27 protein-coding genes are annotated in these 26,064 nt (G+C 61.8%); 18 read left to right on the top strand and 9 right to left on the bottom strand.

Going from position 1 to position 26,064, the window contains the following annotated elements:
• Positions 1-153: 153 nt before the first annotated feature.
• From OVA00_RS31085 to OVA00_RS31065, 5 genes are all read left to right on the top strand, one after another.
• On the top strand, positions 154-1,596 hold the full coding sequence (locus tag OVA00_RS31085; protein WP_113553843.1) for a UbiA family prenyltransferase: 1,443 nt from the start codon (positions 154-156) through the stop codon (positions 1,594-1,596).
• Positions 1,593-2,915 carry an FAD-binding oxidoreductase gene (locus OVA00_RS31080; RefSeq protein WP_268090272.1) on the top strand — a complete coding sequence of 441 codons (1,323 nt, stop codon included), beginning with the start codon at positions 1,593-1,595 and terminating at the stop codon, positions 2,913-2,915. Before OVA00_RS31085 ends, OVA00_RS31080 begins: the two co-directional genes overlap by 4 nt.
• Positions 2,916-3,008: 93 nt before the next feature.
• Complete coding sequence (locus OVA00_RS31075) at positions 3,009-3,449, top strand: EamA family transporter (protein ID WP_113553829.1); 441 nt, start codon at positions 3,009-3,011, stop codon at positions 3,447-3,449.
• Positions 3,446-4,456, top strand: a complete 1,011-nt coding sequence (locus tag OVA00_RS31070; protein ID WP_268090271.1) for an NAD-dependent epimerase/dehydratase family protein — start codon at positions 3,446-3,448, stop codon at positions 4,454-4,456. Before OVA00_RS31075 ends, OVA00_RS31070 begins: the two co-directional genes overlap by 4 nt.
• Positions 4,457-4,467: 11 nt before the next feature.
• Positions 4,468-5,919 (top strand): aspartate aminotransferase family protein, encoded by a 1,452-nt coding sequence (locus tag OVA00_RS31065; protein ID WP_060582487.1) that lies wholly within the window; start codon positions 4,468-4,470, stop codon positions 5,917-5,919.
• Between the two features lie 36 nt (positions 5,920-5,955).
• Here OVA00_RS31065 and OVA00_RS31060 read toward each other — a convergent pair whose 3' ends face one another.
• Entirely contained in the window at positions 5,956-6,555 is a 600-nt protein-coding gene (locus tag OVA00_RS31060) for a YceI family protein (RefSeq protein ID WP_060516885.1), read from the bottom strand.
• Positions 6,552-7,172, bottom strand: a complete 621-nt coding sequence (locus tag OVA00_RS31055; RefSeq protein WP_268090388.1) for a cytochrome b — start codon at positions 7,170-7,172, stop codon at positions 6,552-6,554. The genes OVA00_RS31060 and OVA00_RS31055 overlap by 4 nt, the downstream gene beginning before the upstream one ends.
• Positions 7,173-7,365: 193 nt before the next feature.
• On the opposite strand from OVA00_RS31055, the gene OVA00_RS31050 reads away from it, so the two are divergent.
• The 6 genes from OVA00_RS31050 to OVA00_RS31025 all read left to right on the top strand — a co-directional run bounded on the left by OVA00_RS31050 (position 7,366) and on the right by OVA00_RS31025 (position 12,761).
• The gene (locus tag OVA00_RS31050; protein ID WP_113187839.1) at positions 7,366-7,845 is read left to right on the top strand and encodes a hypothetical protein; all 480 of its coding nucleotides are present in this window, start codon (positions 7,366-7,368) and stop codon (positions 7,843-7,845) included.
• A 184-nt stretch (positions 7,846-8,029) separates the two neighbouring features.
• Positions 8,030-8,515 (top strand): GNAT family N-acetyltransferase, encoded by a 486-nt coding sequence (locus OVA00_RS31045; RefSeq protein ID WP_060582485.1) that lies wholly within the window; start codon positions 8,030-8,032, stop codon positions 8,513-8,515.
• A gap of 61 nt (positions 8,516-8,576) precedes the next feature.
• Entirely contained in the window at positions 8,577-9,464 is an 888-nt protein-coding gene (locus OVA00_RS31040; RefSeq protein WP_268090270.1) for a class I SAM-dependent methyltransferase, read from the top strand.
• Between the two features lie 127 nt (positions 9,465-9,591).
• On the top strand, positions 9,592-10,362 hold the full coding sequence (gene tpiA / locus OVA00_RS31035; RefSeq protein WP_060582484.1) for a triose-phosphate isomerase: 771 nt from the start codon (positions 9,592-9,594) through the stop codon (positions 10,360-10,362).
• 131 nt (positions 10,363-10,493) lie between these two features.
• Complete coding sequence (secG, locus tag OVA00_RS31030; RefSeq protein ID WP_034795875.1) at positions 10,494-10,985, top strand: preprotein translocase subunit SecG; 492 nt, start codon at positions 10,494-10,496, stop codon at positions 10,983-10,985.
• 138 nt (positions 10,986-11,123) lie between these two features.
• Positions 11,124-12,761 (top strand): CTP synthase, encoded by a 1,638-nt coding sequence (locus OVA00_RS31025; RefSeq protein WP_082566349.1) that lies wholly within the window; start codon positions 11,124-11,126, stop codon positions 12,759-12,761.
• A 94-nt stretch (positions 12,762-12,855) separates the two neighbouring features.
• Here OVA00_RS31025 and OVA00_RS31020 read toward each other — a convergent pair whose 3' ends face one another.
• From OVA00_RS31020 to OVA00_RS30990, 7 genes are all read right to left on the bottom strand, one after another.
• Positions 12,856-13,503: an SdpI family protein gene (locus OVA00_RS31020; RefSeq protein WP_268090269.1), complete on the bottom strand. Its 648-nt coding sequence runs from the start codon at positions 13,501-13,503 to the stop codon at positions 12,856-12,858.
• Complete coding sequence (locus tag OVA00_RS31015) at positions 13,500-13,769, bottom strand: autorepressor SdpR family transcription factor (RefSeq protein ID WP_197067148.1); 270 nt, start codon at positions 13,767-13,769, stop codon at positions 13,500-13,502. The genes OVA00_RS31020 and OVA00_RS31015 overlap by 4 nt, the downstream gene beginning before the upstream one ends.
• A 152-nt stretch (positions 13,770-13,921) precedes the next feature.
• Positions 13,922-15,109 carry a DUF418 domain-containing protein gene (locus OVA00_RS31010; protein WP_268090268.1) on the bottom strand — a complete coding sequence of 396 codons (1,188 nt, stop codon included), beginning with the start codon at positions 15,107-15,109 and terminating at the stop codon, positions 13,922-13,924.
• A gap of 243 nt (positions 15,110-15,352) precedes the next feature.
• Positions 15,353-16,009: a CDP-alcohol phosphatidyltransferase family protein gene (locus tag OVA00_RS31005; protein WP_268090267.1), complete on the bottom strand. Its 657-nt coding sequence runs from the start codon at positions 16,007-16,009 to the stop codon at positions 15,353-15,355.
• Positions 15,993-16,391, bottom strand: a complete 399-nt coding sequence (locus OVA00_RS31000; RefSeq protein WP_090295726.1) for a hypothetical protein — start codon at positions 16,389-16,391, stop codon at positions 15,993-15,995. Before OVA00_RS31000 ends, OVA00_RS31005 begins: the two co-directional genes overlap by 17 nt.
• Positions 16,388-17,338 carry a phosphatidate cytidylyltransferase gene (locus OVA00_RS30995; protein WP_268090265.1) on the bottom strand — a complete coding sequence of 317 codons (951 nt, stop codon included), beginning with the start codon at positions 17,336-17,338 and terminating at the stop codon, positions 16,388-16,390. The genes OVA00_RS31000 and OVA00_RS30995 overlap by 4 nt, the downstream gene beginning before the upstream one ends.
• Positions 17,335-17,979: a lysophospholipid acyltransferase family protein gene (locus OVA00_RS30990; protein ID WP_060582507.1), complete on the bottom strand. Its 645-nt coding sequence runs from the start codon at positions 17,977-17,979 to the stop codon at positions 17,335-17,337. The genes OVA00_RS30995 and OVA00_RS30990 overlap by 4 nt, the downstream gene beginning before the upstream one ends.
• Before the next feature lie 532 nt (positions 17,980-18,511).
• Between OVA00_RS30990 and OVA00_RS30985 the strand changes: the two genes are divergently transcribed.
• From OVA00_RS30985 to OVA00_RS30955, 7 genes are all read left to right on the top strand, one after another.
• Entirely contained in the window at positions 18,512-19,324 is an 813-nt protein-coding gene (locus tag OVA00_RS30985) for a class I SAM-dependent methyltransferase (RefSeq protein WP_268090263.1), read from the top strand.
• A gap of 546 nt (positions 19,325-19,870) precedes the next feature.
• Positions 19,871-20,761: a VOC family protein gene (locus OVA00_RS30980; protein WP_034795850.1), complete on the top strand. Its 891-nt coding sequence runs from the start codon at positions 19,871-19,873 to the stop codon at positions 20,759-20,761.
• Positions 20,761-21,603 carry a 3-deoxy-8-phosphooctulonate synthase gene (kdsA, locus tag OVA00_RS30975; RefSeq protein WP_162731872.1) on the top strand — a complete coding sequence of 281 codons (843 nt, stop codon included), beginning with the start codon at positions 20,761-20,763 and terminating at the stop codon, positions 21,601-21,603. Before OVA00_RS30980 ends, kdsA begins: the two co-directional genes overlap by 1 nt.
• A gap of 137 nt (positions 21,604-21,740) precedes the next feature.
• The gene (gene eno / locus OVA00_RS30970) at positions 21,741-23,015 is read left to right on the top strand and encodes a phosphopyruvate hydratase (protein WP_034795843.1); all 1,275 of its coding nucleotides are present in this window, start codon (positions 21,741-21,743) and stop codon (positions 23,013-23,015) included.
• A 146-nt stretch (positions 23,016-23,161) separates the two neighbouring features.
• On the top strand, positions 23,162-23,482 hold the full coding sequence (locus OVA00_RS30965) for an FtsB family cell division protein (protein WP_034795840.1): 321 nt from the start codon (positions 23,162-23,164) through the stop codon (positions 23,480-23,482).
• Positions 23,483-23,618: 136 nt separating this feature from the next.
• Positions 23,619-24,665, top strand: a complete 1,047-nt coding sequence (gene pdhA, locus OVA00_RS30960; RefSeq protein WP_034795824.1) for a pyruvate dehydrogenase (acetyl-transferring) E1 component subunit alpha — start codon at positions 23,619-23,621, stop codon at positions 24,663-24,665.
• 17 nt (positions 24,666-24,682) lie between these two features.
• Positions 24,683-26,053 (top strand): pyruvate dehydrogenase complex E1 component subunit beta, encoded by a 1,371-nt coding sequence (locus OVA00_RS30955; protein ID WP_060516909.1) that lies wholly within the window; start codon positions 24,683-24,685, stop codon positions 26,051-26,053.
• The last annotated feature ends 11 nt before the right edge of the window (positions 26,054-26,064 follow it).

Below are 26,064 nucleotides of genomic sequence, written 5' to 3'. Positions count from 1 at the left end.
AATCTTCGTTCACGCGACAGGCGATAGGCGTCGCCCTGCTGCTGCGGATTTGTTAACCAGCCCGCCAATTTGCGAGCGAAACAAAGGCCTGCGTTTCCACTCTGGAAAGTTGAAGTCGTGATGATACCGGCAACTATGGCTGGGATGGACTTCATGGACGCGCGCACCGAGACACGGCACATTCCGCTGTGTGTGGATCTTGACGGCACTTTGCTGGCCGCCGACACCCTGTGGGAAGGGGCGGCGATCATCCTGCTGCGCAATCCGCTGATGCTGTTTCCGATGCTGGTCTGGCTGGCAAAAGGTAAGGCACGGCTGAAGCACGAAGTGGCCCTTAGATCCGGCCGCCGTGCGGAAGACTGGCCTTATCGGCAGGCCGTCATCGACCGGCTCATGGAGGAAAAGAAGAGCGGGCGAGAACTCGTGCTCGTCACCGGCGCAGCACCGTCCGTTGCAAGAGACATTGCCGCCCATGTCGGCATGTTCTCCTCGGTCATGCATTCGACCGACGCGCTCAACCTGACGAGCAGCAACAAGCGGCGGGCGCTGGTCGAGCGGTACGGCGACGGCGCCTTCGACTACATGGGCAACAGCCGTGACGATATCGCCGTCTTTGAGGTGGCACGCCGCGCGATCGTGGTCTCGCCCGATGCGGCCGCGGAAAAATGGCGTCGCAACCATGATGCCGAACGGCTCGATACCGGCAAGGTCAGCGCGCTTGCGCCGCTGAAGTCGATCCGCGTGCATCAATGGGCGAAGAACGTGCTCATTGGCGTGCCGATGATCCTCAACCACGAGGTGCTGCATTTCGATGCGATCGTCAGCGTCATCATCGCCTTCTTTGCCTTCAGCTTCCTCGCATCCGCCGTCTACGTCATCAACGATCTTTCGGACCTTGCCAACGACCGCCGCCATGCGAAGAAACGTTACCGGCCGCTCGCGAGCGGCCAGATGTCCGTGCCGACAGCGCTGGTGCTTGCAGGCTGCCTCATCATCGCGTCCGTGGCGCTGACCCTTCTGTTGCCCTGGAAGTTTGCCGGGGTGCTCGCCTTCTACGCCTGCGCGACGACGGCCTATACCTTCGTGCTGAAGCGCAAGCTGCTCGTCGACGTGTTCACGCTCGCCGGCCTCTACACCACACGCATCGTCGCTGGTGCGGCCGCGACCGGCACGGAACTGTCCTTCTGGCTGGTGTCCTTTGCGATCTTCTTCTTCCTGAGCCTCGCGCTGGTGAAGCGTTACGTCGAGCTGCACGAATTCGAGGACAAGGACGGCGGCAACGTGCCGGGGCGTGGCTATCTCGCTGTCGACTTCGAGATGGTCGGCCAGGCCGGCGTTGCCTCCGCCTTCACCTCGGCCCTGGTTCTGGCGCTCTACGTGCACAGCAAGGAACTGCAGGAGATGTACACCACGCCCTGGGCGTTGTGGCCGCTCTGCCCGCTGGTGCTCTATATGTTGCTGCGCATCTGGATGCTTGCACGCCGCGGCATGCTGCATGAGGATCCGGTCGTCTTCATCATGCGCGACTGGCGCAGCCAACTGACCATGCTGATCGGCGCGCTGCTGATCCTATTTGGAGCCATCGGGCCGCAATGACCCTGCAAGACCATGAAAGCTGGGGCCGCATCGACAATCGCGTGCGGCCTGGAATTTCGCCTGACGACTATGAAGACCGGCTCGGCAGTCTTGAGTCCGAAGGCTATCTGCCTTTCGGCAACGGACGCAGCTACGGCGACAGCTGCCACAACGATCGCGGTACGCTGATCGAAAGCAACCTTCACGGCCGAATACTTGCCTTCGATCCCGGCACCGGCATGATGACCTGCGAGGCGGGGGTGACGCTGCGCCAGGTGCTGGAACGGGCGATCGAGTATCGCTTCTTCCTGCCGGTGACGCCTGGCACGGCGTTTGTCACCGTCGGCGGCGCGGTCGCCAACGACGTGCACGGCAAGAACCATCACGCGCGCGGCACCTTCGGCAATCACGTGACGCGTTTCACGCTGCTGCGCTCGACCGGTGAACGGCTGGCCTGCTCGCCGGTCGAAAACCCGGAACTCTACGCCGCGACCATCGGCGGCATGGGTCTGACCGGGCTGATTCTCACCGTGGATATCCGGTTGATGAAGGTGCCGTCGCCGCATGTGCAGCAGCACGCGATCCGTTTCGAAAACCTGGACCAATATTTTGCCCTCGTCGACGGCGTCGATGCCGAGCATGAATACTCCGTCGCCTGGATCGACCAGCTCGCAAAGGGATCTCGAATGGGCAGGGGGGTGCTGCTCGCCGGTGATCATGCCGATGGTTCCTGCGAACTGCCCGACATCCCCAAGGGATTGAAGCTGTCCGTGCCGTTTTCGCCGCCGGTCAACCTGCTCAACCGGGCAACGCTCAAAGGCTTCAACGAGTATTACTTCCGCAAGGTGAAGCCGGGCGAGACGGTGACGACCGTTCCCTGGACGTCCTATTTCTATCCGCTGGATGCGATCGGCGCCTGGAACCGGCTCTATGGCCCGCGCGGGCTCTACCAGCATCAGAGCGTCTATCCCGCTGAAAACGCACCGGAGATCACGGCCAAGCTCATGGAAACCGCCCGCCAGGCCGGCCATGCGTCGTTTCTGACGATCCTGAAGCGTTTCGGCGACATCGGCTCCCGGGGCATCCTGTCCTTCCCGCGTCCCGGTTTTACTTTGACGCTGGACTTCGCCAATCAAGGTGAACGGACAGTAAAGCTGCTCGATGATCTCGATCGCATCGTAATCGAGGCCGGCGGTGCGATCAATCCGTACAAGGATGCCCGCATGAGCCCACAAGTCTTTGAAAAATCTTTTCCTTTCTGGAGAAAGATCGAAACGTTGCGCGACCCTGCGCTGGTTTCGAACTTCTGGAAACGCACGGCTCTGGCTTTGCCAGAATGAGAATGCAGACAATTTTATTCAATTAAATGCGCAAACTTCACGGAATATCCGTCTCTTGCCCGTAAGTAGATTTTCGGGACTGGGAGTAAAACTATGAAATATATTCCATTCATTCTCTTTACCGTGCTCACCAACGCCGCCGCTCAGCTGATGCTGAAGCAGGGCATGATGACGCTCGGACCGATTTCGATGACTGCCGAAACCGCGATCGTCCGGCTGTTTCAGATCGTCTTCAACCCATGGGTCTTTGCCGGTCTTGCGACCTTCGTCATCTCGATGGCGTCGCATCTTTATGTGCTGTCGAAGGTCGAGCTTTCCTTTGCCTATCCGTTCCTGAGCCTCGCTTACGTTCTCGTTGCTGTCTTCGCCTATTTCGTCTTTCGCGAAGACCTCAATGCCTGGCGTATCGCCGGCATCGCGCTGATCTGCGTCGGAACCGTTCTTATCGCCCAGTCGGGCATCTCATCCAGCGCCGACGAGAAATCGGCTGATGCCGCCGGGGTGAGCACCGCAGAATTCGGGAGCAAGTCATGAAACACATCATCTTTGGTGGCGACGGCTTCGTTGGCCGTCATTTGGCGGAACGCCTCGTCAAGGAAGGCGAGGACGTCGTTGTCGCCGATATCGTCAAGTCCGACCTGCCGCACTACGGCCGCGTCCGTTTCGTCCATTGCGACGTCACCGATCTGGAAGCCGTCCAAAAGGTCGGCATCGGCGCCGACGACATGATCTACAACATGGCGGCGAAGATGCTGTCACCGTTGCAGGTCCGGGCCAAGCGCTGGGAGTTCTTCTGGCCCGTCAATTATTACGGTGCCGAAAACATCATGAAGGCGATGGATGCCGCCGGCGCATCACGCCTGGTGCAGTTCACCACCGACATGATCTATGGCCACACCGTCCAGTCGCCGCAAACCGAGACCCATCCGGCAAAGCCGCTCGGCGAATATGGCAAGTCGAAATGGGCAACCGAGCAGCTGGCCATGCAGTGGCGCAAGCAGGGCATGAACATTTCGATCTTCCGCCCGCGCCTGATCATCGGTCCCGGCCGTCTCGGCATCCTCGAGAAATTGTTCAAGCTGATCGACCTGAACCTGCCGGTGCCGATGATCGGCTCGGGCAAGGTGCCCTACCAGTTCATCTCGGTCTTCGATTGCGCCGAAGCTGCGCGCCTTGCCTGGAAGGGCGGCGTGCCGAACGAAGCCTACAACCTCGGCTCCGACAATCCGCCGTCCGTGCGCGACCTGCTCGGCAACCTGATCAAGCATGCCGGCTCGAAGTCGTTCCTGCTGCCGACGCCGGCCTTTGCGGTCAAGCAGACGCTGGCTTTCTTCGACCTGATCAACAAGCCGATCATGGACCCGGAACAGTACCTGATCGCCGACGAAATGTGCGTGCGCGAAACCGGCAAGCTGAAGCGCGAGCTCGGCTGGCGCGCGGAGTTCAACGATAGCGACATGTTGATCGCCGCCTATGACGAATATCGGGCCAAGAAGATGGGCGCCGCAGTTCCTGCAGCTGTCGCCGTGCCGGCCGAATGAGGGGAAAGATCATGCTGGACAGACCGAACCGTATCGCCGTTGCCGCGCCGTCGCTCGACGGCGGCGTTGCCAGGCCCGATCTCATCACCGTCGAACAGGCCAAGGCCATGTCGATCGGCGACATCACCTCCGCGTTCAAGGAACACCTGAACCCGGGCCAGCTCCACTTCATGAAGCTGCTCGGCTTCCACAAGGTGAAGATCGAGAGCGCCGAGGGCATGTTCTACACCGACCAGAACGGCCGCCAGATCCTCGATTTCTTCGGCGGATTCGGCTCGCTCGCCTTCGGCCACAACCATCCGCGCATTCTGGAAGCCCGACAGAAATTCCAGGACGAAAAGCGCCACGAGATCGCGATTGCCTTCATGTCGCAATATGCAGCGGCGCTGGCGAAGAACATCGCGGCCTGCTCGCCGGGTGATCTCGACATGGTGTTCCTCGGCTCTTCCGGTTCGGAGGCCATGGAGGCTGCCGTCAAGCTTGCCGAACGTGCCGCCGGCCCGAAGCGGCCGAAGGTCGTCTATGCGGAGAATTCCTTCCACGGCAAGACCAAGGGCGTGCTCGCCATCACCGATGGCCAGCTTTACCGCGCCGACTTCAAGATCACGGACAACACAGTGCGCGTGCCCTTTGCCGATATCGACGCGGTGGAGAATGCCTTCAAGTCCGACCCGGAAATCGGCGTCATCGTGCTCGAAACCATCCAGGGCGGCGGCGGCATCATCCAGGCACCGGCGGAGTACTGGCAGAAGCTGCGTGCGCTCTGCGACAAATACGGCGTGCTCTGGGTCGCCGACGAAGTGCAGTGCGGCTATGGCCGCTCCGGCCGCTTCTATGCCTTCGAGCATTACGGCGTCGTGCCTGACGTGACGGCGCTCGCCAAGTCGCTGGGCGCCGGCAAGGCCGCCGTCGGCGCGATGATTGCCCGCCGTGAGGTCTACATGAAGGCTTACGGCACGCCGAAGACCGCCATGATCCATGCGATGGCCACGTTCGGCGGCATGGGCGAGGCCTGCGTCACGGCGATTGAAGGCATCAATGTGCTTTACGACGAGCACCTGATCGACCGCGCCGCCGACAGCGGCGACTATCTGCTCGAGCGTCTGCAGGCGCTGAAAGAGAAGTATCCGAAGATCATCAAGGACGTCCGCGGCAAGGGCTTGATGGTCGGCCTGGAATTCCAGGACTTCAGCCAGACGCTGCCGATGGTGCTGCGTCCTGTTGTCTCGATGCTCGACGACAAGCTCAAAGGCTCGCTCTCCGGCTTCATCGGCGCGCTGCTCCTGCGTGACTACGACGTGCTGGTGGCCTTCACCGAATACAATCGCAACGTCATCCGGCTCGAACCGCCGCTGATCTGCGAGCGCGCCCATGTCGACCAGTTCATCGCCGCCCTCGACGACCTGCTCGGCCGCGGCATCGTGCGGATCGTCAAGGATTTCGTCGGCAGCCAGATCGGTTGATCGAGAAGCCTATCGACTTGCAAAGGGCAGGGGCGTTCAGCGCCTCTGCCCTTTGATGTTCATGTCGAACTCGACGACGTTGGAATAGATCGGCGTGCCGACATCCATGCCGTAGGGTGATCGGTGGATATTGCCGCGGATGTTGAAGGCGATCGAGCCGCGGTTCCAGTCAAGCAGCGTTACCGAGAAGCGCTCCTTTCGCGACGTGCCGCGCGCCGTCAGCGTTCCCTCGACCGCGGCCGTGTCCGGTCCGGTCTGTTTCACGGTCGTCGAATGGAATGTGACGGTGCTGAAGTTTGCGGTATCGAAGACGGCGCTCGACTTCAGGAAGTCCTCGATCCGCTTTTCGCCGGTTTTCACGCTCTCCGGGTAAAGCGTGAATTCGACCGTCGAATGGCCGACATCATTTCGGTCGATGCGGAAGTTGCCGGAAAACTTGGCGAAATCGCCGACAATTCCGCCGCCGCCCGCTTGCGCAACGGTGAAATGGATACGTGAAGCCGGCGTGATCCCGTAGTTGCCGGCAGCATCGGCAAGGTCCGGCGCGGCTGCCGTGGCGGGCGACGGGATGCTCCCGAGCGCCAGCAGCAGCGTGAAGGCAATGGCCTTTGTTGGCGATTGCGAGTGCAGTGTCATGGTTTCTTCCTTCCGGCGATAACCGGATCCGAACCAGCCGCTTGGGAGGAAGCGCGTTGGCGTGATCCGGTCTGAAGCATGCGGACGAGGACGTCGTCGCGGCGTGCGAAGTGATGGTAGAGGGCGGCCAGGACGTGAAGCGCGACGAAGCAGAGCAGGAGGTAGGCGAGCGTCATATGGACGAGCGTCCAGAGGTCTTCGGCCGCTTCCGATTTCGCCATCGGCAGGTGGGGGATGACGATCCAGTTGAAATAGAAGCTCGGTATGTTCAGCGTCGATGTCGAGGCCACCGCCCAGCCGGCAAGCGGAACGGCGAGCGCGAGGAGGATGAGCACCACATGGGTGGCGCTGGCTGCACGGCGCTCGAGCGCGTTGAGGCCGGCGGGCGGACGCGGACGAACCTCGACCAGGTGCCAGAGCGCGCGGATTGTCGCCAGACCGAGTGCGGTGAAACCGAGCGACTTGTGCCATTGGTAAAGCGAAAACTGCAGCGCCGGATCGACGGGCGTTCGCCGCATGATGAAGCCGAGGGCGAGTAGGGTGAGGATCAATGCCGCAATCGCCCAGTGAAGGACGATGGTGATCCACCCAAATCCGGCTTTGTCGTTGCGCAGCATGTTCGACCCCATGGTCGCTCGCCCGGCCGCTATTGGCTCGGCGACTGCGGTAAGACTCATGAGTTCGTGCTTTTATTCGCCTAGAATACCATAAAATTGCACTGAGATCTTGTTGATCTCGGCAAGCTATGGTCCATTTGCTGGTGGAGGGGACACGGAGGGGTTGTTCCTGGGAGCATGTGGACTGGCGTACATGACAAAGAAGAAAACGACACCAATGAACCCGCACGAGCGGGAAGCCTACGAACACGGCCGCGCGGGCATCCGGCTTGGAACCGAAGGCAACTATGGCGAAGCGGTCGACGCCTGGCGTCTGGCATCCAACGTAGCCGATGTCCACCTCGCTTTCACGGACATGTATTATTGGGTCAAGAGCGGCTACGGCGCCGCCCTTTGCGATGCCGGGCACCATCGGGAGAGCATTGCAGTCTCCCTGCTTGCCCGTGAGTGGACGCTCGCGCGGCGCCAGCCGCTCTCGTCGCTTTCGATCGCGCGCGCTTATCTGGCGCTCGGCGAAGGCGAGGCGGCAGCACCCTATCTCCGCGAGGTTCACGCCCTGATCGGCGACGCGATCTTCGAGCAGTTCGACGAGGATGCTGAAGCCGACGTTCACGCGGCGATCGCCGGCTTGGAGAACGGCGGCAATCAACCGACGGCCGGCCGCCCGAAGTGAAGGCAGGCGTATAGCCTAGTAACAGCGGTGCCGGAATCTGGCGAGATACCGGCAGTTCTGACTTTGGCGTTTTCTCGCCATGATTTCATTTTATCCGCCGATTGCCCCTTTAACGGGTGATTCGAGGCCCGCCGTTCTGGTTCGGGCCCTTTTTTAACATTTTGATTTTTCTAAGGAGTTTCCCATGAGTGAAACCGTATTGCCGTCCGATGCCGAAATCACCCTTCGGCGCATATCAGCCTTGACCGTCTGCGACGTCTGCGAACTCAGCGAGACGCTGAGCGACGAACAACGCAACATGGTGGCGGACAACGGCACCTCGATCGCCGAGGCGCATTTTTCCGAGAATGCCTGGTTCCGTGCAGTCTACGCCGATGAGACGCTCATTGGCTTCATCATGCTACACGAAGGATCCGACTGGGATGACGGCATCGATTGCCCGGGTGTCTATCTCTGGCGCTTCATGATCGCCCGGCCTTTCCAGGGCAAAGGGTATGGCAAGCAGGCGATTGCCCTTGTCGTGCGCGATCTGAAGGCGCGGGGCCTGCATGAGCTCTACACGAGTTACGGGCAGGGCCCTGGCAGCCCTGAGGGCTTTTACCAAGGCCTCGGCTTCAAGCCGACGGGCGAGTACTATGATGACGAGCTTGAGGCTGTGCTGAAATTCTAAGGGCGCCGGGATACGGGGAAAAAACCTCCCGTGTCTCTCCCAGATGTTCAAGAGTTGGAACATGAGTATTGATCTTCACGAGGCCAATCGCCTCTCGTGGAATGCCGCGACCCTCGCGCACAACAGTCACAAGGGCGACCAGGCCGCTTTCTTCCGCGCCGGCGGCTCCACGCTCTACCCGGAAGAGATCGAGTTGCTCGGCGATATCGCTGGGCTCGACGTCCTCCACCTGCAATGCAATTCCGGCCAGGATAGCCTGAGCCTGGCGCGGCGCGGCGCGAACGTGACCGGCGTCGATATCTCGGATGAGGCGATCGCCTTTGCCACACGGCTTTCGGCGGAAAGCGGCATCGCAGCCGCCTTCGAGCGGTCCGACCTGTTCGGCTGGTTCGACGACGCCCGCAAGGCCGGCCGCCGGTTCGATCGCGTCTTTGCTTCCTATGGTACCATTTGCTGGCTATCGGACCTCGGTGTCTGGGCGCGTGGCATTGCCGACGTGCTGAAGCCCGGCGGGCGTTTCGCCTTCGTTGAATTCCATCCCTTTGCGATGGTTTTCGATCAGGGCTGGAAGCCACACTACGACTACGCGCCCAAAGACCCGGTCGCGGAAGCGGGCATCGGTGACTATGTCGCCGACTCGGGCGCAGGCCTTGCCCATGGCGGCTATCAGGAGGGCGTGGTGGGATTCACCAATCCGCACCCGTCCTTCGAGTTCAACTGGGGTATCGCCGATGTTGTGCAGGCGCTGATCGACGCCGGGCTCCGGATGGAAGTCCTGAAGGAATACCCCTATGCCAACGGCTGGGTGGCGTTTGAAGGCATGCGCGACCTTGGCGGCGGGCGCATGGCGCCGCCGGCGGCCATGCCGAGCCTGCCGCTGATGTATGCGATTGTGGCCGCAAAGGTCGGATCGACGGCGGAATATCGCGAGAAGGCAGGGCGTCCTTGAGCGTGATGCGCCGGGGGCGGGGCAGGGCAACCGGCCCCGCGGCCCATGAATAATCGCCGGCAGTGCTTTTATTTGCCGGCTGCATTTGCTAGGCCGCTTCCGGAGAAAAGTACCCGGAGGAAATAGCATGACGCCCGATATCCGCCCGCTCGTCGCCGGCAACTGGAAGATGAACGGAACCCGCGCTTCGCTCGATCAGATCAAGGCGATGGCCGAAGGGGTCAAGGGCGAACTCTCCGCCAAGGTCGAAACGTTGATCTGCCCGCCGGCAACGTTGCTCTACGTGGCGACGGCGCTTTGCGACGACAGCCCGCTGCTGATCGGCGCGCAGGACTGCCACCAGAAGCAGTCGGGCGCCCACACCGGCGACCTTTCCGCCGAAATGATCGCCGATTGCTTCGGCACCCACGTCATTGTCGGCCATTCCGAGCGCCGCACCGATCATGCCGAAAGCGATGCGCTGGTACGCGCAAAGACGGAAGCGGCCCATTCGGCCGAACTCGTCGCGATCGTGTGCATCGGCGAGACCGGTGATGAGCGCAAGGCCGGAAAGACGCTCGATGTTTTGAAGCGCCAGCTCGCCGAAAGCCTGCCGGATGCAGCAACCGCGGAAAACACCGTGATTGCCTATGAGCCCGTCTGGGCGATTGGCACCGGCCTGACGCCGACGGCCACGGATGTCGAGGAAGCCCACGCCTTCATGCGCAAGGAGCTGATCGCACGCTTTGCCGACGGCGGCGCCAAGATGCGCATCCTCTATGGCGGCTCGGTCAAGCCGTCCAATGCGAAGGAATTGATGGGCGTTGCCAATGTCGACGGCGCACTGATCGGTGGCGCAAGCTTGAAAGCCGAAGACTTCCTCGCCATCTACCGGGCTTATGAAGAATTGACGGCCTGATCGCCCGGGTTACCGGGCAGGGGCTTTTAATGGCGCACGGCATGGTATAAAGAGGCGCGAAAATTGCGCCCGGCCATGCCGAGTTTGCGCAGGGTTTGATTCGTGTGCCCCAAGGGCAGGACTGGAAGCTGATGCAGACCGTACTACTCGTCATCTATCTCATGGTCGTCGTCGCCCTGATCGGCGTCGTACTCATTCAGCGTTCCGAAGGCGGTGGCCTGGGCATCGGCGGCGGCTCGGGCTTCATGTCCGCGCGCGGCACGGCCAATGCGCTGACCCGCACGACGGCGATCCTTGCCGCGCTCTTCTTCGTCCTGGCGCTCGGCATGGGCATTCTCGCGCGTTACCAGCCGCAGGCGACCGACATCCTCGACCGTATCCCGGGCACCAGCTCGAACGGCGGTGGCGTTCTCAATTCGCTCGGTGGCGGCGCTCCGGCTCCGGCTGGCGGTGCGACTGGACAGCAGCCGGCAACCGGCAACGCCGCTCCGGCCGACAATGGCGTTCCCTCGACGACCGCACCGGCAACGACGGGCGAAGCCCCGGCCGGCGGCGCAACGACCCCGGCGCCCGCCGCTGGCGCCAACAGCAATACGGGATCGCAAGTTCCCAGCGGCCAATAAGGTCGCAATTCTGAAGAACCCGCCGGCGGATGTTTCATCCGCCGGTTTTGTTTTGTGTGAAATCTGCCTCCATCCCAAGACGAAAAGTTCTGGAACATGAATTTTTCGGTGGCGGAATCATTTGTTAAAAGGTATCCGGTGACTCCCATGGCGCGATATGTATTCATCACAGGCGGCGTGGTTTCCTCCCTCGGAAAAGGCATCGCTGCAGCGGCTCTCGGAGCACTGCTGCAGGCGCGTGGCTACCGGGTGAGACTGCGCAAGCTCGACCCCTATCTCAACGTTGACCCGGGCACCATGAGCCCGACCCAGCACGGTGAGGTTTTCGTAACCGACGATGGCGCGGAGACCGATCTCGATCTCGGCCACTATGAACGCTTCACAGGGCGTTCGGCGACGAAGACCGACAACATCACCACGGGCCGGATCTATAAGAACATCATCGACAAGGAACGTCGCGGCGACTATCTCGGCGCAACCGTTCAGGTGATCCCGCACGTTACCAACGAAATCAAGAACTTCGTCACCGAAGGCAACGACGACTACGACTTCGTGCTGTGCGAAATCGGCGGCACCGTCGGCGACATCGAAGCGATGCCGTTCATGGAGGCGATCCGCCAGCTCGGCAACGACCTGCCGCGTGGCACCGCCGTCTACGTCCATCTCACTCTGATGCCCTATATCCCGGCGGCCGGCGAACTGAAGACCAAGCCGACGCAGCATTCCGTCAAGGAACTGCAGGCCCTCGGCATCCACCCTGATATCCTCCTCGTTCGTGCGGACCGCGAAATTCCGGAGGCCGAGCGTCGCAAGCTCTCGCTCTTCTGTAACGTCCGCCAGTCGGCAGTCATCCAGGCGCTGGACGTTGCCTCGATCTACGACGTTCCGATCGCCTACCACAAGGAAGGCCTCGACAACGAAGTGCTGGCAGCCTTCGGCATCGAGCCGGCGCCGAAGCCGCGCATGGACGCCTGGGAACGGGTTGCCGATCGCATCCGCACGCCGGAAGGCGAAGTCACGATCGCGATCGTCGGCAAGTACACCGGCCTCAAGGATGCCTACAAGTCGCTGATCGAAGCGCTTTACCATGGTGGCATCGCCAACCGGGTGAAGGTCAAGCTCGAGTGGATCGAATCGGAAGTCTTCGAGAAGGAAGACGCAGCGCCCTACCTTGAAAAGGTACACGGCATCCTCGTTCCCGGCGGTTTCGGCGAACGCGGTTCGGAGGGCAAGATCAACGCGGCGCGCTTTGCCCGCGAGCGCAAGGTGCCGTATTTTGGCATCTGCTTCGGCATGCAGATGGCTGTCGTTGAAGCTGCCCGCAACCTCGCCGGCATCGAGAAGGCGTCCTCCACCGAGTTCGGTCCGACCAAGGAACCGGTCGTTGGTCTGATGACCGAGTGGGTGAAGGGCAACGAACTCGAGAAGCGTTCCGCATCGGGTGATCTCGGTGGCACGATGCGGCTTGGCGCCTATCGCGCATCGTTGAAGGCCGACACCAAGATTGCCGAGATCTACGGTTCGACCGAGATCTTTGAGCGTCACCGCCACCGCTACGAAGTCAACGTTGACTACAAGGATCGGCTTGAGTCCTGCGGTCTGGTGTTTTCGGGCATGTCGCCGGACGGCATCCTGCCGGAGACGGTCGAGTATCCGGATCATCCGTGGTTCATCGGCGTTCAGTACCACCCGGAACTGAAGTCGCGTCCGCTCGATCCGCATCCGTTGTTTGCAAGCTTCATCGAAGCTGCACTGGAACAGTCGCGTCTCGTTTGAGGCGCACAGGAAAGACAAGCAAAAGGCCGGTCGCAAGACCGGCCTTTTTCATTTCTGCCGTTGCGCTGCGGCCGAGCTGCGACGCCCGGAGCCTCTAACTGCGACGGGCGATGTGGTAGCTATAGAGCGTTGCAATTGCGGCCGGCAGCAGCAGCGCGGCGATCGTCGCTGCGGCAAGCGCTGGACCGGTGCTCATGACGAAGGCCAGCAGCGCCAGGGTGATACCGGCGCAGACCATCAGCAGGCCCGCAAGCCGGTGCGTTGCCCGCCAGTTGGCGTTATCGGCGAGCGTCCACGGCAGCCGAATGCCGGCAAGGCCGTTCGGCTGCGATTTCGGCAGGACGTTGCCGACGACGATCGACAGAAGTCCGAGGCCGAAGGCGATCACGCGCGTCATCGAGAGGTCGACGCCAAGCCCGATCAGCACGATCACAGTTTGAATGGCGGCAAAGAGCGCGAGGATCGCGGGGAGGGTGACTTCGACGATATGCCGGCCCGCCTGAAGCTCGGCCTGTGGTGCGAACCGACCGACGGCGAACGAGAATGCGGCAAGCACGGCGACCGCCACAGGCGCCAGCGCCAGCGCCCGGTCGCGCGGCCAGAAGGCATCGGCCGTGCCGTCAACACCCCAATGGATCGGAAGCAGCGCCTCGGCGGGGATTGCGAGATAGCCGACGAGCGTCGCGGAAAAAAGTATGCCGCCAGCGACCAGCGCGATCGGGGAACGCAAAAGCAAGGTCATGGTGCTTGATCCCTTGTGCTGAGGAGGCCGCCGAGCGCCTCTTCGAGAATGGACATGTTGAGGTGGTAGATGAGGCTCGTGCCGCGCCGCTCGACCGCGACGAGTTCTGCCTCGCGCAGCTTGTTGAAATGCACGGAAAGCGTCGGCTTGGTCAGGTCGAAATGCTCGGCGAGTTCGCCGGCGCTCATCGGCCCGGCCTTCAACAGTGCCAGGATCTGCCGCCGCACGGGATGAGAAAGCGCTTCGAAAACCCTGTTGATCCGCATCGTCTCCGCTCGCTTGTTGTCTCGATATTTAGACAAACATCTAATTAGACTCAAAGCGAAATAGTGCCGAACTGCGTCTCAAGCCAGGAAGCGAAAATGCCCAGCGCCGAAGGCGCCGGGCAGCATTGGTTGCGGGAATTGGCTGGTGTCCGTCAGCGCGCCTCCGCCGGGCGGCGCCACTGCGGCACGCGGCCGATGGTGATGAAGCGCAGGATCCATTCGAGCGGGCCATAGGCGAAACGGGCCATCCACCAGTGGCTGACGAAGAGCTGGGCGGCAAAGATCGCAAGCGCGATCAGCACGCTTGCCAAAGGCGCGACCTGGCCGATGAGACCAAGGCCGTAACCATGGAAGATCAGGGCCGCGATCAGCGACTGCAGCAGATAGTTGGACAACGCCATGCGGCCGGCAGGCGCCAGCAGGTTGCGCAGGCTGTGGCCGGTTTCGGATCCGAAGAGCAGCATCATGGCGCCGACATAGGCGCCGGTGAGAAGCGGGCCGGTGGCGAGCCCGATCGAAAGCGCGATGACCGCGATTGGCGATTCGGGCATCTCGACGCTGACATAGGCATAGATGACGGCGCCAGGCAGGCCGATCCAGAGACCGGTACGAACGAGGCGCTGGAACAACGCCGTGTTCTCCTCCGGCCGCGCCAAGGTCTTGCGACGCCCGGCGATCAGGCCGAGCAGGAACATCGCCAGCGCGCACGGCGCTTGCAGCAGGACGAGGATGATCCAGACCGAGTTGAGCTCCGTACGGTGCTGACCGATGACGGCTTGCCAGTCGCCTTGGAAGGCAAGCTCGGCCGCCTCCGCGGCGGAAAGAATGGCAGACCGATCGAGCGGTACCGGATCCAGCGTGATGAGGATGCCGAGTGTGCCCCAGACCACTGCAAGGATAAGGACCAGCCATTTCGCCAGGCGGAAGAGGGCCCCATCGCTGCGGTTTCTGAGCATCAGGAGGACGATGCCAAGCACCGCGTAGGTGGTGAGAATATCGCCATGGAAAAGCAGGACCGCATGGGCAAGCCCGATCAGCCAGAGGCCCATCTGTCGGCGCAGGAGCCTGGGAACGAAGGCCTCGCCGGATTTTTCCGCCGAACGCATCTGCAGGGTGAAGCTGTAGCCGAACAGGAACGAGAAGAGCAGGTAGAATTTCATTTCGAAGAACAGGGCGATCACGAAATGCACGCTGCGATCGAGGATGCCGCCGAAGGCGGGGTCGGAAATTTCCAGCCCGTAGAAGGCGGAGGCGAAGGCCATGATGTTGACAAGGAGGATGCCGAGCAACGCAAAGCCACGCAATGCATCGACGTCGTCGATGCGGTCTGGGGTACTCATTCGTGTTCTCCGTTACGGGAGGCGCTATAAATTTGCGCCGTAACCGATTGAAAAAGTTTGCTTTCATGAGGCAGCGACCATGACCTGATCGCCGCCGATCCTGGTGCGCGCGAGCATTCGTTCATCGTCGACACGCGTGGCATTTAATAAATAGACTAATCAATCTAATAATTGGCATGGACATACGTCAAGAGGGCCGCGCGATGTTGCGGCGGCCTCGTTCATGGTGCGTGAAGCGGGTGTTTAGCCTTTGTGGGGAGCGTTTTGCCGAAGCCAGGCAATCTGGCGACGGGCGCGCAGAAGGGCCGTAAGCACAGCCCCAGTCGAGATCGCAAGGAGCGCGATCCACAGCAGTTCGCCATCGCCGAGCCAGAGGCCTTCGAAGGCGGACACCACGGCGGCCAGCGTCATCGTCGCCATGCGGTGTTGTTTGGCCATCGGGCCGGAGAAGTCGCCCGGCGCGCCATTGGCACGGCCGAGCTCGCGCACGTAGGCGGTCAGCACGCCGAAGGTGGCCGCGGCAAAACCGAGAGCCGGCACGCCGATGGCAAATCCGGCGCCGACGAAGATGAAGATGTCGGCGATGCGATCGGGAAACTCGTTCCAGAAGGGACCATCGGCCTCGCCCTTGCCACCCTCGACGGCGACCATGCCATCGAAAAGGTTGCAGAGCAGGCGCAACTGGCAGAAGAGCGCCGCGGCGATGAACAGGCTCGCCCTTACGCCGTCCTCGCTTTCGCCCGTGAGCCAGAAGGAAAGGCCGGCAAGGGCAGCCGCCAGCATGCTTGCCTGCGAGATCCGGTTTGGCGTGAGGTTCATCGATGCCAGGCGGCGCGCGGTGGCCTGCGCCCAGCGGGTGTTGCGGCTTGCGAGCGGCCTGCGGTCACCGGTCTCGGTCATGTTCGCCTCGGCTGATGGAATAGTTGTAGATGGCGGCGTAGGTGGTCGAAACCGTGAGCGGCAGCGCAATCGTTTTCAGGATCTCGGGCGTGCCGCTGGCGGCATGGATCGCGACCAGAATTGCAGATGAGCCAAGGCACGCGAAGAGCGGTGGCAGAACCAGGCGCCTTGCGCCGCGGAACCGCCTGGAAAGCGCATCGATCGCCGTTTTGAGGTAGAGGGTAAGCAGCGCCGAAAGCGTTCCCTGCACGAGGCCGGCAACAAGCGGCTTGGGCATGGGGTGATGGCCGTTGGCGAAAAGCGCCCAGCCGCCCATGGCGAAAAAGGCGAAGGCCACATGTACGAAGCCGCTTGATGCCAGCCCCTTCAGTTTCGCGCTCATGTCAGCGACCACCAGTAGCGCGTCAGGTGGAAGAAGATCGGCGCGGAGAAGACGACGGAATCGAGCCGGTCGATCAGCCCGCCATGGCCTTCGATCAGATGGCCCCAGTCCTTGACGCTGCGGTCCCGCTTGATCGCCGACATGACGAGCCCGCCGAAGAATCCCATCAGGGTTATGATGAGCGACATCAACGCGGCTTGTGCCGGGGTGAACGGGGTAATCCACCAGAGCGAGGCGCCGATCAGCGTTGCGCTCGCAACGCCGCCGACGAAACCCTCGACCGTTTTCGACGGCGAAAGGGTTGGCGCGATCTTGGTTTTGCCGAAGAGCTTGCCCCAGACATATTGCAGCACGTCGCTCGACTGAACGACGATGACGAGGAAGGCGATGAGAAGCACGTTGCGTCCCTCATAGCCCGGGATCTGCAGCGTTAGCAGCGCCGGCACATGCGAGGCGCAGAAGACGCAGATCATCAGCGCCCATTGCACCTCGGAGATCCGGACCAGGAAGTCGCGCGTGTCGCCGCGAAGAACCGCGACGATCGGCATCAGCAAGAAGGCGTAGACCGGCACGAAGATCGAATAGATGCCGTATTGCTCGGCCCACAGCAGGAAGTAGTTGATCGGCAGGACGACGAAGAAGGCGCCCGCGATCGCCCAGTGGTCGCCGCGCCGCGTGTTGATGAGCGTGATGAACTCGCGCAGCGCCGCAAACGAGCAGAAGGCAAAGAGCAGGAGCACGCCGACCCGTCCGGCAACGAAGGCGATGGCGATCAGCACTACCATTGCCCACCACGCCTTGATGCGGGCGTTGAGGTTCTCGATCGAGCCGTTCGACCCGTCAGGCGACAGCTTCTGCTTGAGCATGTAGCCGACGCTTGACGCCAGCACGAGAACGCCGCCGACGCCGAAGAGCAGCTTGAGCATGTCCAGGCTGGCCGCGCTCATGCGCCGTCATCCGTCGATGAAGGCGCGAGCGAAAGCAGGGCAGTCTCGGCGCGAGCGATGAACTCTTCCTTCGTCTCCTGCGCCTTGAGGCGCATCGGTTCGCCGAAATTGACGGTGCAGATGAGCGGGATCGGCACGAACTCCCCCTTGGGCATGACGCGGTTGAGATTGTTGATCCAGACGGGAACCAGCGCCACGTCCGGGCGCTTGCAGGCGAGGTGATAGAGCCCGCTCTTGAACGGCAGCAGTCGCGCTTCGGTCTGGTTGCGCGTTCCCTCGGGAAAGAGAATGAGCGACGATCCGTCGTTGAGCACGGCCGTCATCTGCTCGACCGGGTCCTGCGTGCGCGCATCCGGGTCGCGCTCGATCAGCACCGCGTCGAAGACGTCGCGGCCGATGAAGGTCGAAAGCTTCGATTTCAGCCAGTATTCGGCACCTGCGACCGGCCGCGCGCGTTCCCTGAGCCAGGGCGGCAAGACCGCCCAGATCAGCACGAAATCGCCGTGGCTGGAGTGGTTGGCGAAATAGATGCTCTGCTTCGGCGGCAGGCCGGTCTCATGCCAGATGGCGCGCGCCGCCGTCAGCGCCCGCGCAAACATCATGATGGCGATGGAAGCCAGCTTGGCCATCATCTCGCGCATCATGTGGTTTTGTGCCCGGTTGGGAGCCGAGCCAGTGTGCCGAAGCGCCCCTTGGCGTGACTCGGCCGTGCCCGGATGCGTTTCTTGTCTTGCGACTCAATAATCAAATGCTGCCCCTCAGCCTGCTGCCCGGCATAACTCCAGGCTGCAATGACGAATTTTACGCAATTGTGACGGCTTCTCAAGCGGTTGAAATCATGCGCAACATGATAACGCGCAGACCATGCCGGATATTCGTTCGCCGACACCATGACGGAGAAACCATTGCGGCGGCACGTCGCAGCCGTTGGCCTCCGTTCGCGTTGACCATCCGCAACTTAGCCGCTAGCTTGCGGCTTCCAGTAAGGGGAGCGTCGTCCAATGCGCCAGTAATGCCCGGTGAAAACCGAATCGCCTCAACTTCGCTTGCGAAGAAGATGGACGATGGCATTGCTGCGATCCGCATCGACGGACGAACGCTAGGGCATTTCTGCCTGCGATCTCCATTCGCCTTCGTGAGCGGTCACATCAGGACAAGTTCCAGGGACCGAACATGCAAGACATTTCCTCCTCCAATCTCGATATCATCGATCACAATCGCCAGGCGTGGGACAGGCAGGCAAGCCAGGACTGCGAGTGGTCCCGCCCGGTCACACGCGAGATGATCGCCGACGCCCGCAAAGGGCAGTGGCAGGCGCGGCTGACGCCCGGCGATCTGCCTGAGGGCTGGTTGCCCGACGTCAAGGGCAAGAAGATCCTCTGCCTGGCGTCCGCCGGCGGGCAGCAGGCGCCGATCCTGGCCGCCGCCGGTGCGGACGTTACGGTCTTCGACCTCTCCGAGGGACAGCTCGAACAGGATCGGCGCGTCGCCGAACGCGAAGGGCTGTCGCTTTTGACCGTGCAGGGCGACATGCGGGACCTCGCGACCTTTGCGGACGAAACCTTCGACATCGTCTTTCATCCGATCTCGAACCTCTATGTTCCCGACCTCCAGCCGGTCTGGCGGGAGTGCCACCGGGTGCTGAAGACCGGCGGTCGGCTGCTTTCGAGCTTCTACAATCCGATCGTTTTCGTCGGCGACCGCGATCCGGCCCATGCGGAAAAGGGCCTTATCCGCCCGGCTTACCGGCTCCCCTTTGCCGAGGTGGAGCATCTCGCGCCCGATGTCGTGCAGGCCAAGGTCGATCGGGGCGAGGCCCTGGTCTTCGGACACAGCCTTTCTGCGCAGATCGAGGGGCAGCTGAAGGTCGGTTTCCTGTTGGCCGGCTTTCACGAGGATTGGCAGCCGTCGGCTCGTTTCCTGATCGACAGGTTCGTGCCGACCTTCATCGCCACCTTTGCCATCAAGAGCGATCTTCATCCCTGATGCGGCAGGCCCGGCGCTCTGTTCGGGCCCGCAAGCTCGCACGCAACGAGGGCAGTCGCAGCGGCCGGAAGGCGCTGCGGTTGCCGATCCCGGCTTCCGCACCGCCTTTTTACCTCGCGTTACTGTTACGTACTCGCCAACGCATCGGTTTCGTACTTTCCTGTCGTCAGCGAAACTGGAAAGGGGTCAATCCATATGCGCTTCATCGCTTTGTTGTTCGTGCCTTTGGCGGTTGCCGTGCTGGGGCTTTCGGGTTGTGCCTCGACGTCCTCGACCAATACATCCTACACGCAGCCCCAGACGTTCGCCCCCGGTCTCGGTGCGGGGAACACGGCGAACGCCACGACGGCGCCGGGCTACTACTGACCTTCCGGCGGTTCGTCTCCCGCTGACAGGCATAATCCGCGGCGGGCGCAGCCGGCCGCGGACGGCTCACTTTGCGGCAACGGCCCGAACCCGGATGGCCGATCCGGCCCCTGGCGGTGACCCGGCTTGCATTCGCCGGCCAAAAGTTGCAAACAGCGGCGAACCATCAGGGAACACGCCATGAGCCTCTCCAAGCGCACCACCCGCCCGCTCGATCACCTCGTGCTGCCGGTGGATACGCTTACCCAGGCGCGGCGTCGGCTTTCCAATCTCGGCTTCACCGTCGCCGACGATGCCCGCCATCCCTTCGGCACCGAAAATGCCTGCGTCTTCTTTGCCGACGGCACCTATCTCGAACCGCTAGCCATAGCGTCCCGCGAGGAGTGCGAAGCGGCGGCACTCGACGGCAACGCCTTTGTGGCGCGTGATCAGGCGTTTCGTTTCCGCCAGGGACCGGAAGGCCTCTCGGCGCTGGTCTTCGGCACCGAGGATGCGGCGAGCGACCATATCCGCTTTCGGGCGCGGGGCATCTCCGGCGGTGACATGCTGGAGTTTTCCCGGCCGATGAAGCTGCCCGATGGCCGCGAAGGACTGGGCTCGTTCCGTCTTGCCTTTGCGGCCGACCTGCGCGCGCCGGATCTCTTTCTTTTCAGCTGTCAGCGCGTTCGCGCACTCCCCACCGATCGGGCGGCGCTGGAGCGACACGACAACGGCGTGATCGGCATAAGCGAAGTGGTGCTGTCGGAAGCCAATCCGACTGATTTCCAGTATCTGCTGCAGGAAGCGGTCGATGAGCGCGAGGTTTCGGCGCATTCCTTCGGCATGGATGTCGCGACCACCAACGCCAAGATCTCGGTGCTGAACGCCGCCGGCATGGAAGCCTTCTTCGGTCGCTCGGTGCGCGGTGCCGAACGGGGCCTTCGCGGACGGGCGGTCGTCTTCCGTGTTGCCGATCTCGAGGCAACGCGGGCGCTCTTTGCCGAGAACGATATCGAATTTGCAGAAATGGGCGGGCGCCTCATTGTCCCCGAAATGCCGGGGCAAGGGGTGATCTTCGCGTTTGGAGCTTGATGATGAAAACCAATGCCAGAGTCGTTGTCGGTGAGGGCGCCCGTCAGGTCGCCTTCGCACAGACCGAGAAGTTGTCGCTGATCGCAGGCCCCTGCCAGATGGAGAGCCGTGAACACGCCTTCATGATGGCGGGTGCGCTCTCCGAACTCTGCAACAAGCTCGGCCTCGGCCTCGTCTACAAGTCCTCCTTCGACAAGGCCAACCGCACCTCGCTTTCGGGCAAGCGTGGCATCGGTCTCGACAAGGCGATGGAAATCTTCGCCGACCTGAAAAAGGAATTCGGCTTTCCGGTTCTGACCGACGTGCACACCGAAGAGCAGTGCGCGCTTGTCGCCCCGACGGTCGATATCCTGCAGATCCCGGCCTTCCTGTCGCGCCAGACCGATCTTCTGGTCGCCGCCGCCAAGACCGGGCGGGCGATCAACGTCAAGAAGGGCCAGTTCCTGGCGCCCTGGGACATGAAGAACGTGTTGGCGAAGTTCACCGAAAGCGGCAACCCCAATGTCATGCTCTGCGAGCGTGGCGCTTCCTTCGGCTACAACACGCTGGTCTCCGACATGCGCTCGCTGCCGATCATGGCTTCGCTCGGCGCGCCGGTCGTCTTTGATGCGACCCATTCGGTTCAGCAGCCGGGCGGGCAGGGCGGCTCTTCGGGCGGTCAACGAGAATTCGTCGAGACCCTGGCGCGCGCTGCCGTTGCCGTCGGTGTTGCCGGTGTCTTTGTTGAAACCCATGAAGACCCGGACAATGCGCCCTCCGATGGCCCGAACATGGTGCATCTGAAGGACATGCCGAGGCTGCTCGAAAAGCTGCTGGCTTTCGACGCGATCGCCAAGGGCTGAGACCCGCGCGACGCTTCGTGAAATTTTCATGAACCGCAATGGCGCGGTTGTTTTTGCATATTGCGCGCCATTGTAATTTCGAGGCCTTGGCGTATGACAGGCCCCGACCACCCACCGTCCTCAACAGGGAAGAGATCATGACTGCAATCATCGACATCATCGGCCGAGAAATTCTGGACAGCCGCGGCAACCCGACCGTCGAGGTCGACGTGTACCTGGAAGACGGAAGCTTCGGCCGCGCGGCAGTCCCGTCGGGCGCCTCGACCGGTGCCCATGAGGCTGTTGAGCTGCGCGATGGTGGTACGCGTTACCTCGGCAAGGGCGTCGAACGTGCCGTCGAAGCCGTCAACGGCGAGATCTTCGAAGCGATCGGCGGTCTCGATGCCGAGAACCAGATCCAGATCGACAAGACCATGATCGAGCTCGACGGCACGGCGAACAAGTCGCGCCTCGGCGCCAACGCCATTCTCGGCGTTTCGCTTGCCGTTTCCAAGGCTGCCGCCGAAGCTGCCGGCCTGCCGCTCTACCGTTACGTCGGTGGTCCGAACGCCCACGTGCTCCCGGTTCCGATGATGAACATCATCAACGGTGGCGCGCACGCCGACAACCCGATCGACTTCCAGGAGTTCATGATCGTTCCGGTTGGCGCCGACACGATGCGTGATGCGGTTCGCATGGGCTCGGAAGTGTTCCACACGCTGAAGAAGCAGCTTGCAGCCGACGGCCACAACACCAATGTCGGCGACGAAGGCGGCTTCGCGCCGGGTCTCGCCTCTGCTCCGGCAGCGCTCGACTTCATCATGAAGTCGATCGAGAAGGCTGGCTACAAGCCGGGCGAAGACATGTTCATCGCGCTCGATTGCGCAGCGACCGAATTCTTCAAGGACGGCAAGTACGTACTCGAAGGCGAAGGCCGCACGCTGGAGCCGGGCGCAATGGCTGAATATCTTGCCGAACTCGCCGCCAAGTACCCGATCTTCTCGATCGAAGACGGCATGGCCGAAGACGACTGGGACGGCTGGAAGGCTGTGACCGATCTCATCGGCAACAAGTGCCAGCTCGTCGGGGACGACCTGTTCGTCACCAACTCGGCCCGCCTGCGCGACGGCATAAAGATGGGTGTCGCCAACTCGATCCTCGTCAAGGTCAACCAGATCGGCTCGCTGTCGGAAACGCTCGACGCCGTCGAGACCGCACACAAGGCGCGCTACACCGCCGTCATGTCGCACCGTTCGGGCGAAACCGAAGATGCGACGATCGCCGATCTCGCGGTTGCCACCAACTGCGGCCAGATCAAGACCGGCTCGCTTGCCCGTTCGGACCGGCTCGCAAAGTACAACCAGCTGATCCGCATCGAAGAGCAGCTTGGCCTGCAGGCCAAGTACGCCGGCCGTTCGATCCTGCGCGGTTGATCGCCGCCTGATTTTTGTCTGAAAACTGAGCCCGCCCACACAGCCCCGTGTGGGCGGGTTTCTATTTTCCTGCCGTTCATGGTCAACGGTCGGTTAATCAATCGACGCTAATCTGATTGCCGTACTGCGTATCAGGGCGGGAATGCATGTGGACACGGCATCATAAGAAACGGAAACTGGGTCGGCTGGTGATGCCGCTGATCGCGGTCGCCTTTCTCTCCTACTTCGGCTATCATTCCATTCACGGCGGCTATGGCCTGAAGGCGACCGAGCAATTCGATCGTCAGATCGTCGAGCGGCAGGCGCGGCTGGATAAGCTCACGAAGCAGCGAATGATCCTCGAAAAGGAGGTTCAGCTGATGAGTGATGGGTCGCTGGAACGGGACATGCTGGATGAAAAGGCTCGCCTCGCGCTGAACATGTCGCGAAGTGACGAGATCGTTATTTTCCACCGTGCCGCAAATTAACCTGAATTCAGTTAATTGAAATTTGTAAAGCAAAATCAATTATTTGCGTGGAATGTGAGCCATGCAAATATGGCATTGCTGTGTCTGCTTTCTTTCCCTATGGTAACCGCAAAAGGCTAACCATTGGGAGGAACGAATGGCTCCGCGAAAATCCGCGTCCGTTTCCAGCCGCAAGAGTGCCGCAAAGCCGGCGAAGAAAGACTTCAACGGCGGCACGTTCGCCGACTTCTCCAAACAGGAAGATCTGAGTGCCTACCGCGAGATGCTGCTGATCCGGCGTTTCGAGGAAAAGGCCGGCCAGCTCTATGGCATGGGCTTCATCGGCGGCTTCTGTCACCTCTACATCGGCCAGGAAGCCGTTGTCGTCGGCATGCAGATGGCGCTGAAGGAAGGCGATCAGGTCATCACCGCCTATCGTGACCATGGACACATGCTGGCTTGCGGCATGAGCGCCCGCGGCGTCATGGCCGAACTCACCGGTCGTCGCAGCGGTCTTTCCAAGGGGAAGGGCGGCTCGATGCACATGTTCTCCAAGGAAAAGCACTTCTATGGCGGCCACGGCATCGTCGGCGCCCAGGTGTCGCTCGGCACCGGTCTTGCTTTCGCCAACCGCTATCGCGGAAACGACAATGTGTCCGTTGCCTATTTCGGTGACGGCGCTGCCAACCAGGGCCAGGTCTACGAAAGCTTCAACATGGCGCAGCTCTGGAAGCTGCCGGTGATCTACGTGATCGAGAACAACCGCTACGCCATGGGTACTTCGGTTTCGCGGGCTTCGGCACAGACCGACTTCTCGCAGCGCGGCGTCTCCTTCAACATTCCGGGCTTCCAGGTCGACGGCATGGACGTGCGCGCGGTCAAGGCCGCCGGCGACGAGGCTGTTGAGCATTGCCGCTCGGGCAAGGGTCCGATCATCCTTGAGATGCAGACCTATCGCTACCGCGGTCACTCGATGTCCGACCCGGCGAAGTACCGCTCGAAGGACGAAGTGCAGAAGATGCGCTCGGAACACGACCCGATCGAGCAGGTGAAGGCGCGTCTGACCGAAAAGGGTTGGGCGAACGAGGATGAGCTGAAGCAGATCGACAAGGAAGTCCGCGACATCGTTGCCGACAGCGCCGATTTTGCCCAGGCCGATCCGGAGCCGGATGCATCCGAGCTCTACACCGACATCCTGCTTTGATCCGGGGAGGGACAAACATGCCAGTAGAAATTCTTATGCCCGCCCTTTCCCCGACAATGGAGGAAGGCACGCTCTCGAAATGGCTGAAGAACGAGGGGGACAAGGTGTCCTCCGGCGACGTCATTGCCGAAATCGAGACCGATAAGGCAACGATGGAAGTCGAAGCCGTCGATGAAGGCACGATCGGCAAGCTCTTGATTGCCGCCGGCACCGAAGGCGTCAAGGTCAACACCCCGATCGCCGTGCTCTTGCAGGACGGTGAAGGCGCTGGCGACATCGCCGCTCCGAAGGCCGAAGCGCCGAAGGCAGCCGCTGCCGAAGCGCCGGCCGCTTCCGCGCCGGCTCCGGTTGCAGCCCAGCCGAAGGTCGAAGTCGCTGCTGATCCGGCGATCCCTGCCGGCACCGAAATGGTGACGATGACCGTTCGCGAAGCACTTCGCGACGCCATGGCCGAAGAAATGCGCGCAAGCGATGACGTCTTCGTCATGGGTGAAGAGGTCGCCGAATATCAGGGCGCCTACAAGATTACTCAGGGCCTGCTGCAGGAATTCGGCGCCCGCCGTGTCATCGATACCCCGATCACTGAGCACGGCTTTGCCGGCGTCGGCGTCGGCGCTGCCATGACCGGCCTTCGTCCGATCGTCGAGTTCATGACCTTCAACTTCGCCATGCAGGCGATCGACCAGATCATCAACTCCGCTGCCAAGACACTCTATATGTCCGGCGGCCAGATGGGCGCGCCGATCGTCTTCCGTGGCCCGAGCGGTGCCGCTGCCCGCGTGGCCGCCCAGCACTCGCAGTGCTACGCAGCCTGGTACAGCCATATCCCGGGCCTCAAGGTCGTCATGCCCTACACGGCTGCCGACGCCAAGGGCCTGCTCAAGGCTGCGATCCGCGACCCGAACCCGGTCATCTTCCTCGAAAACGAAATCCTTTACGGTCACTCCTTCGAAGTGCCGAAGCTTGACGATTTCGTGCTGCCGATCGGCAAGGCCCGTATCCACAAGGTCGGCAAGGACGCAACGATCGTTTCCTTCGGTATCGGCATGACCTACGCCGTCAAGGCGGTTGCCGAACTCGAAGCCCAGGGCATCGATGTCGAACTGATCGACCTGCGCACCATCCGTCCGATGGATCTGCCGACGGTCATCGAATCCGTCAAGAAGACCGGCCGCCTCGTCACCGTCGAAGAAGGCTACCCGCAGTCTTCCGTCGGCACCGAGATCGCAACCCGCGTCATGCAGCAGGCCTTCGACTACCTTGACGCCCCGATCCTGACGATCGCCGGCAAGGATGTGCCGATGCCTTACGCCGCGAACCTCGAGAAGCTCGCGCTTCCGAACGTCGCAGAGGTTGTCGATGCGGTGAAAGCCGTTTGCTACAAATAAGGGGAGGGCCC

It is taken from the genome of Ensifer sp. SL37, assembly GCF_026672675.1.
Classification (GTDB): Bacteria; Pseudomonadota; Alphaproteobacteria; order Rhizobiales; family Rhizobiaceae; genus Ensifer; species Ensifer adhaerens.
This window is presented reverse-complemented; position numbering and strand designations above follow the sequence as displayed.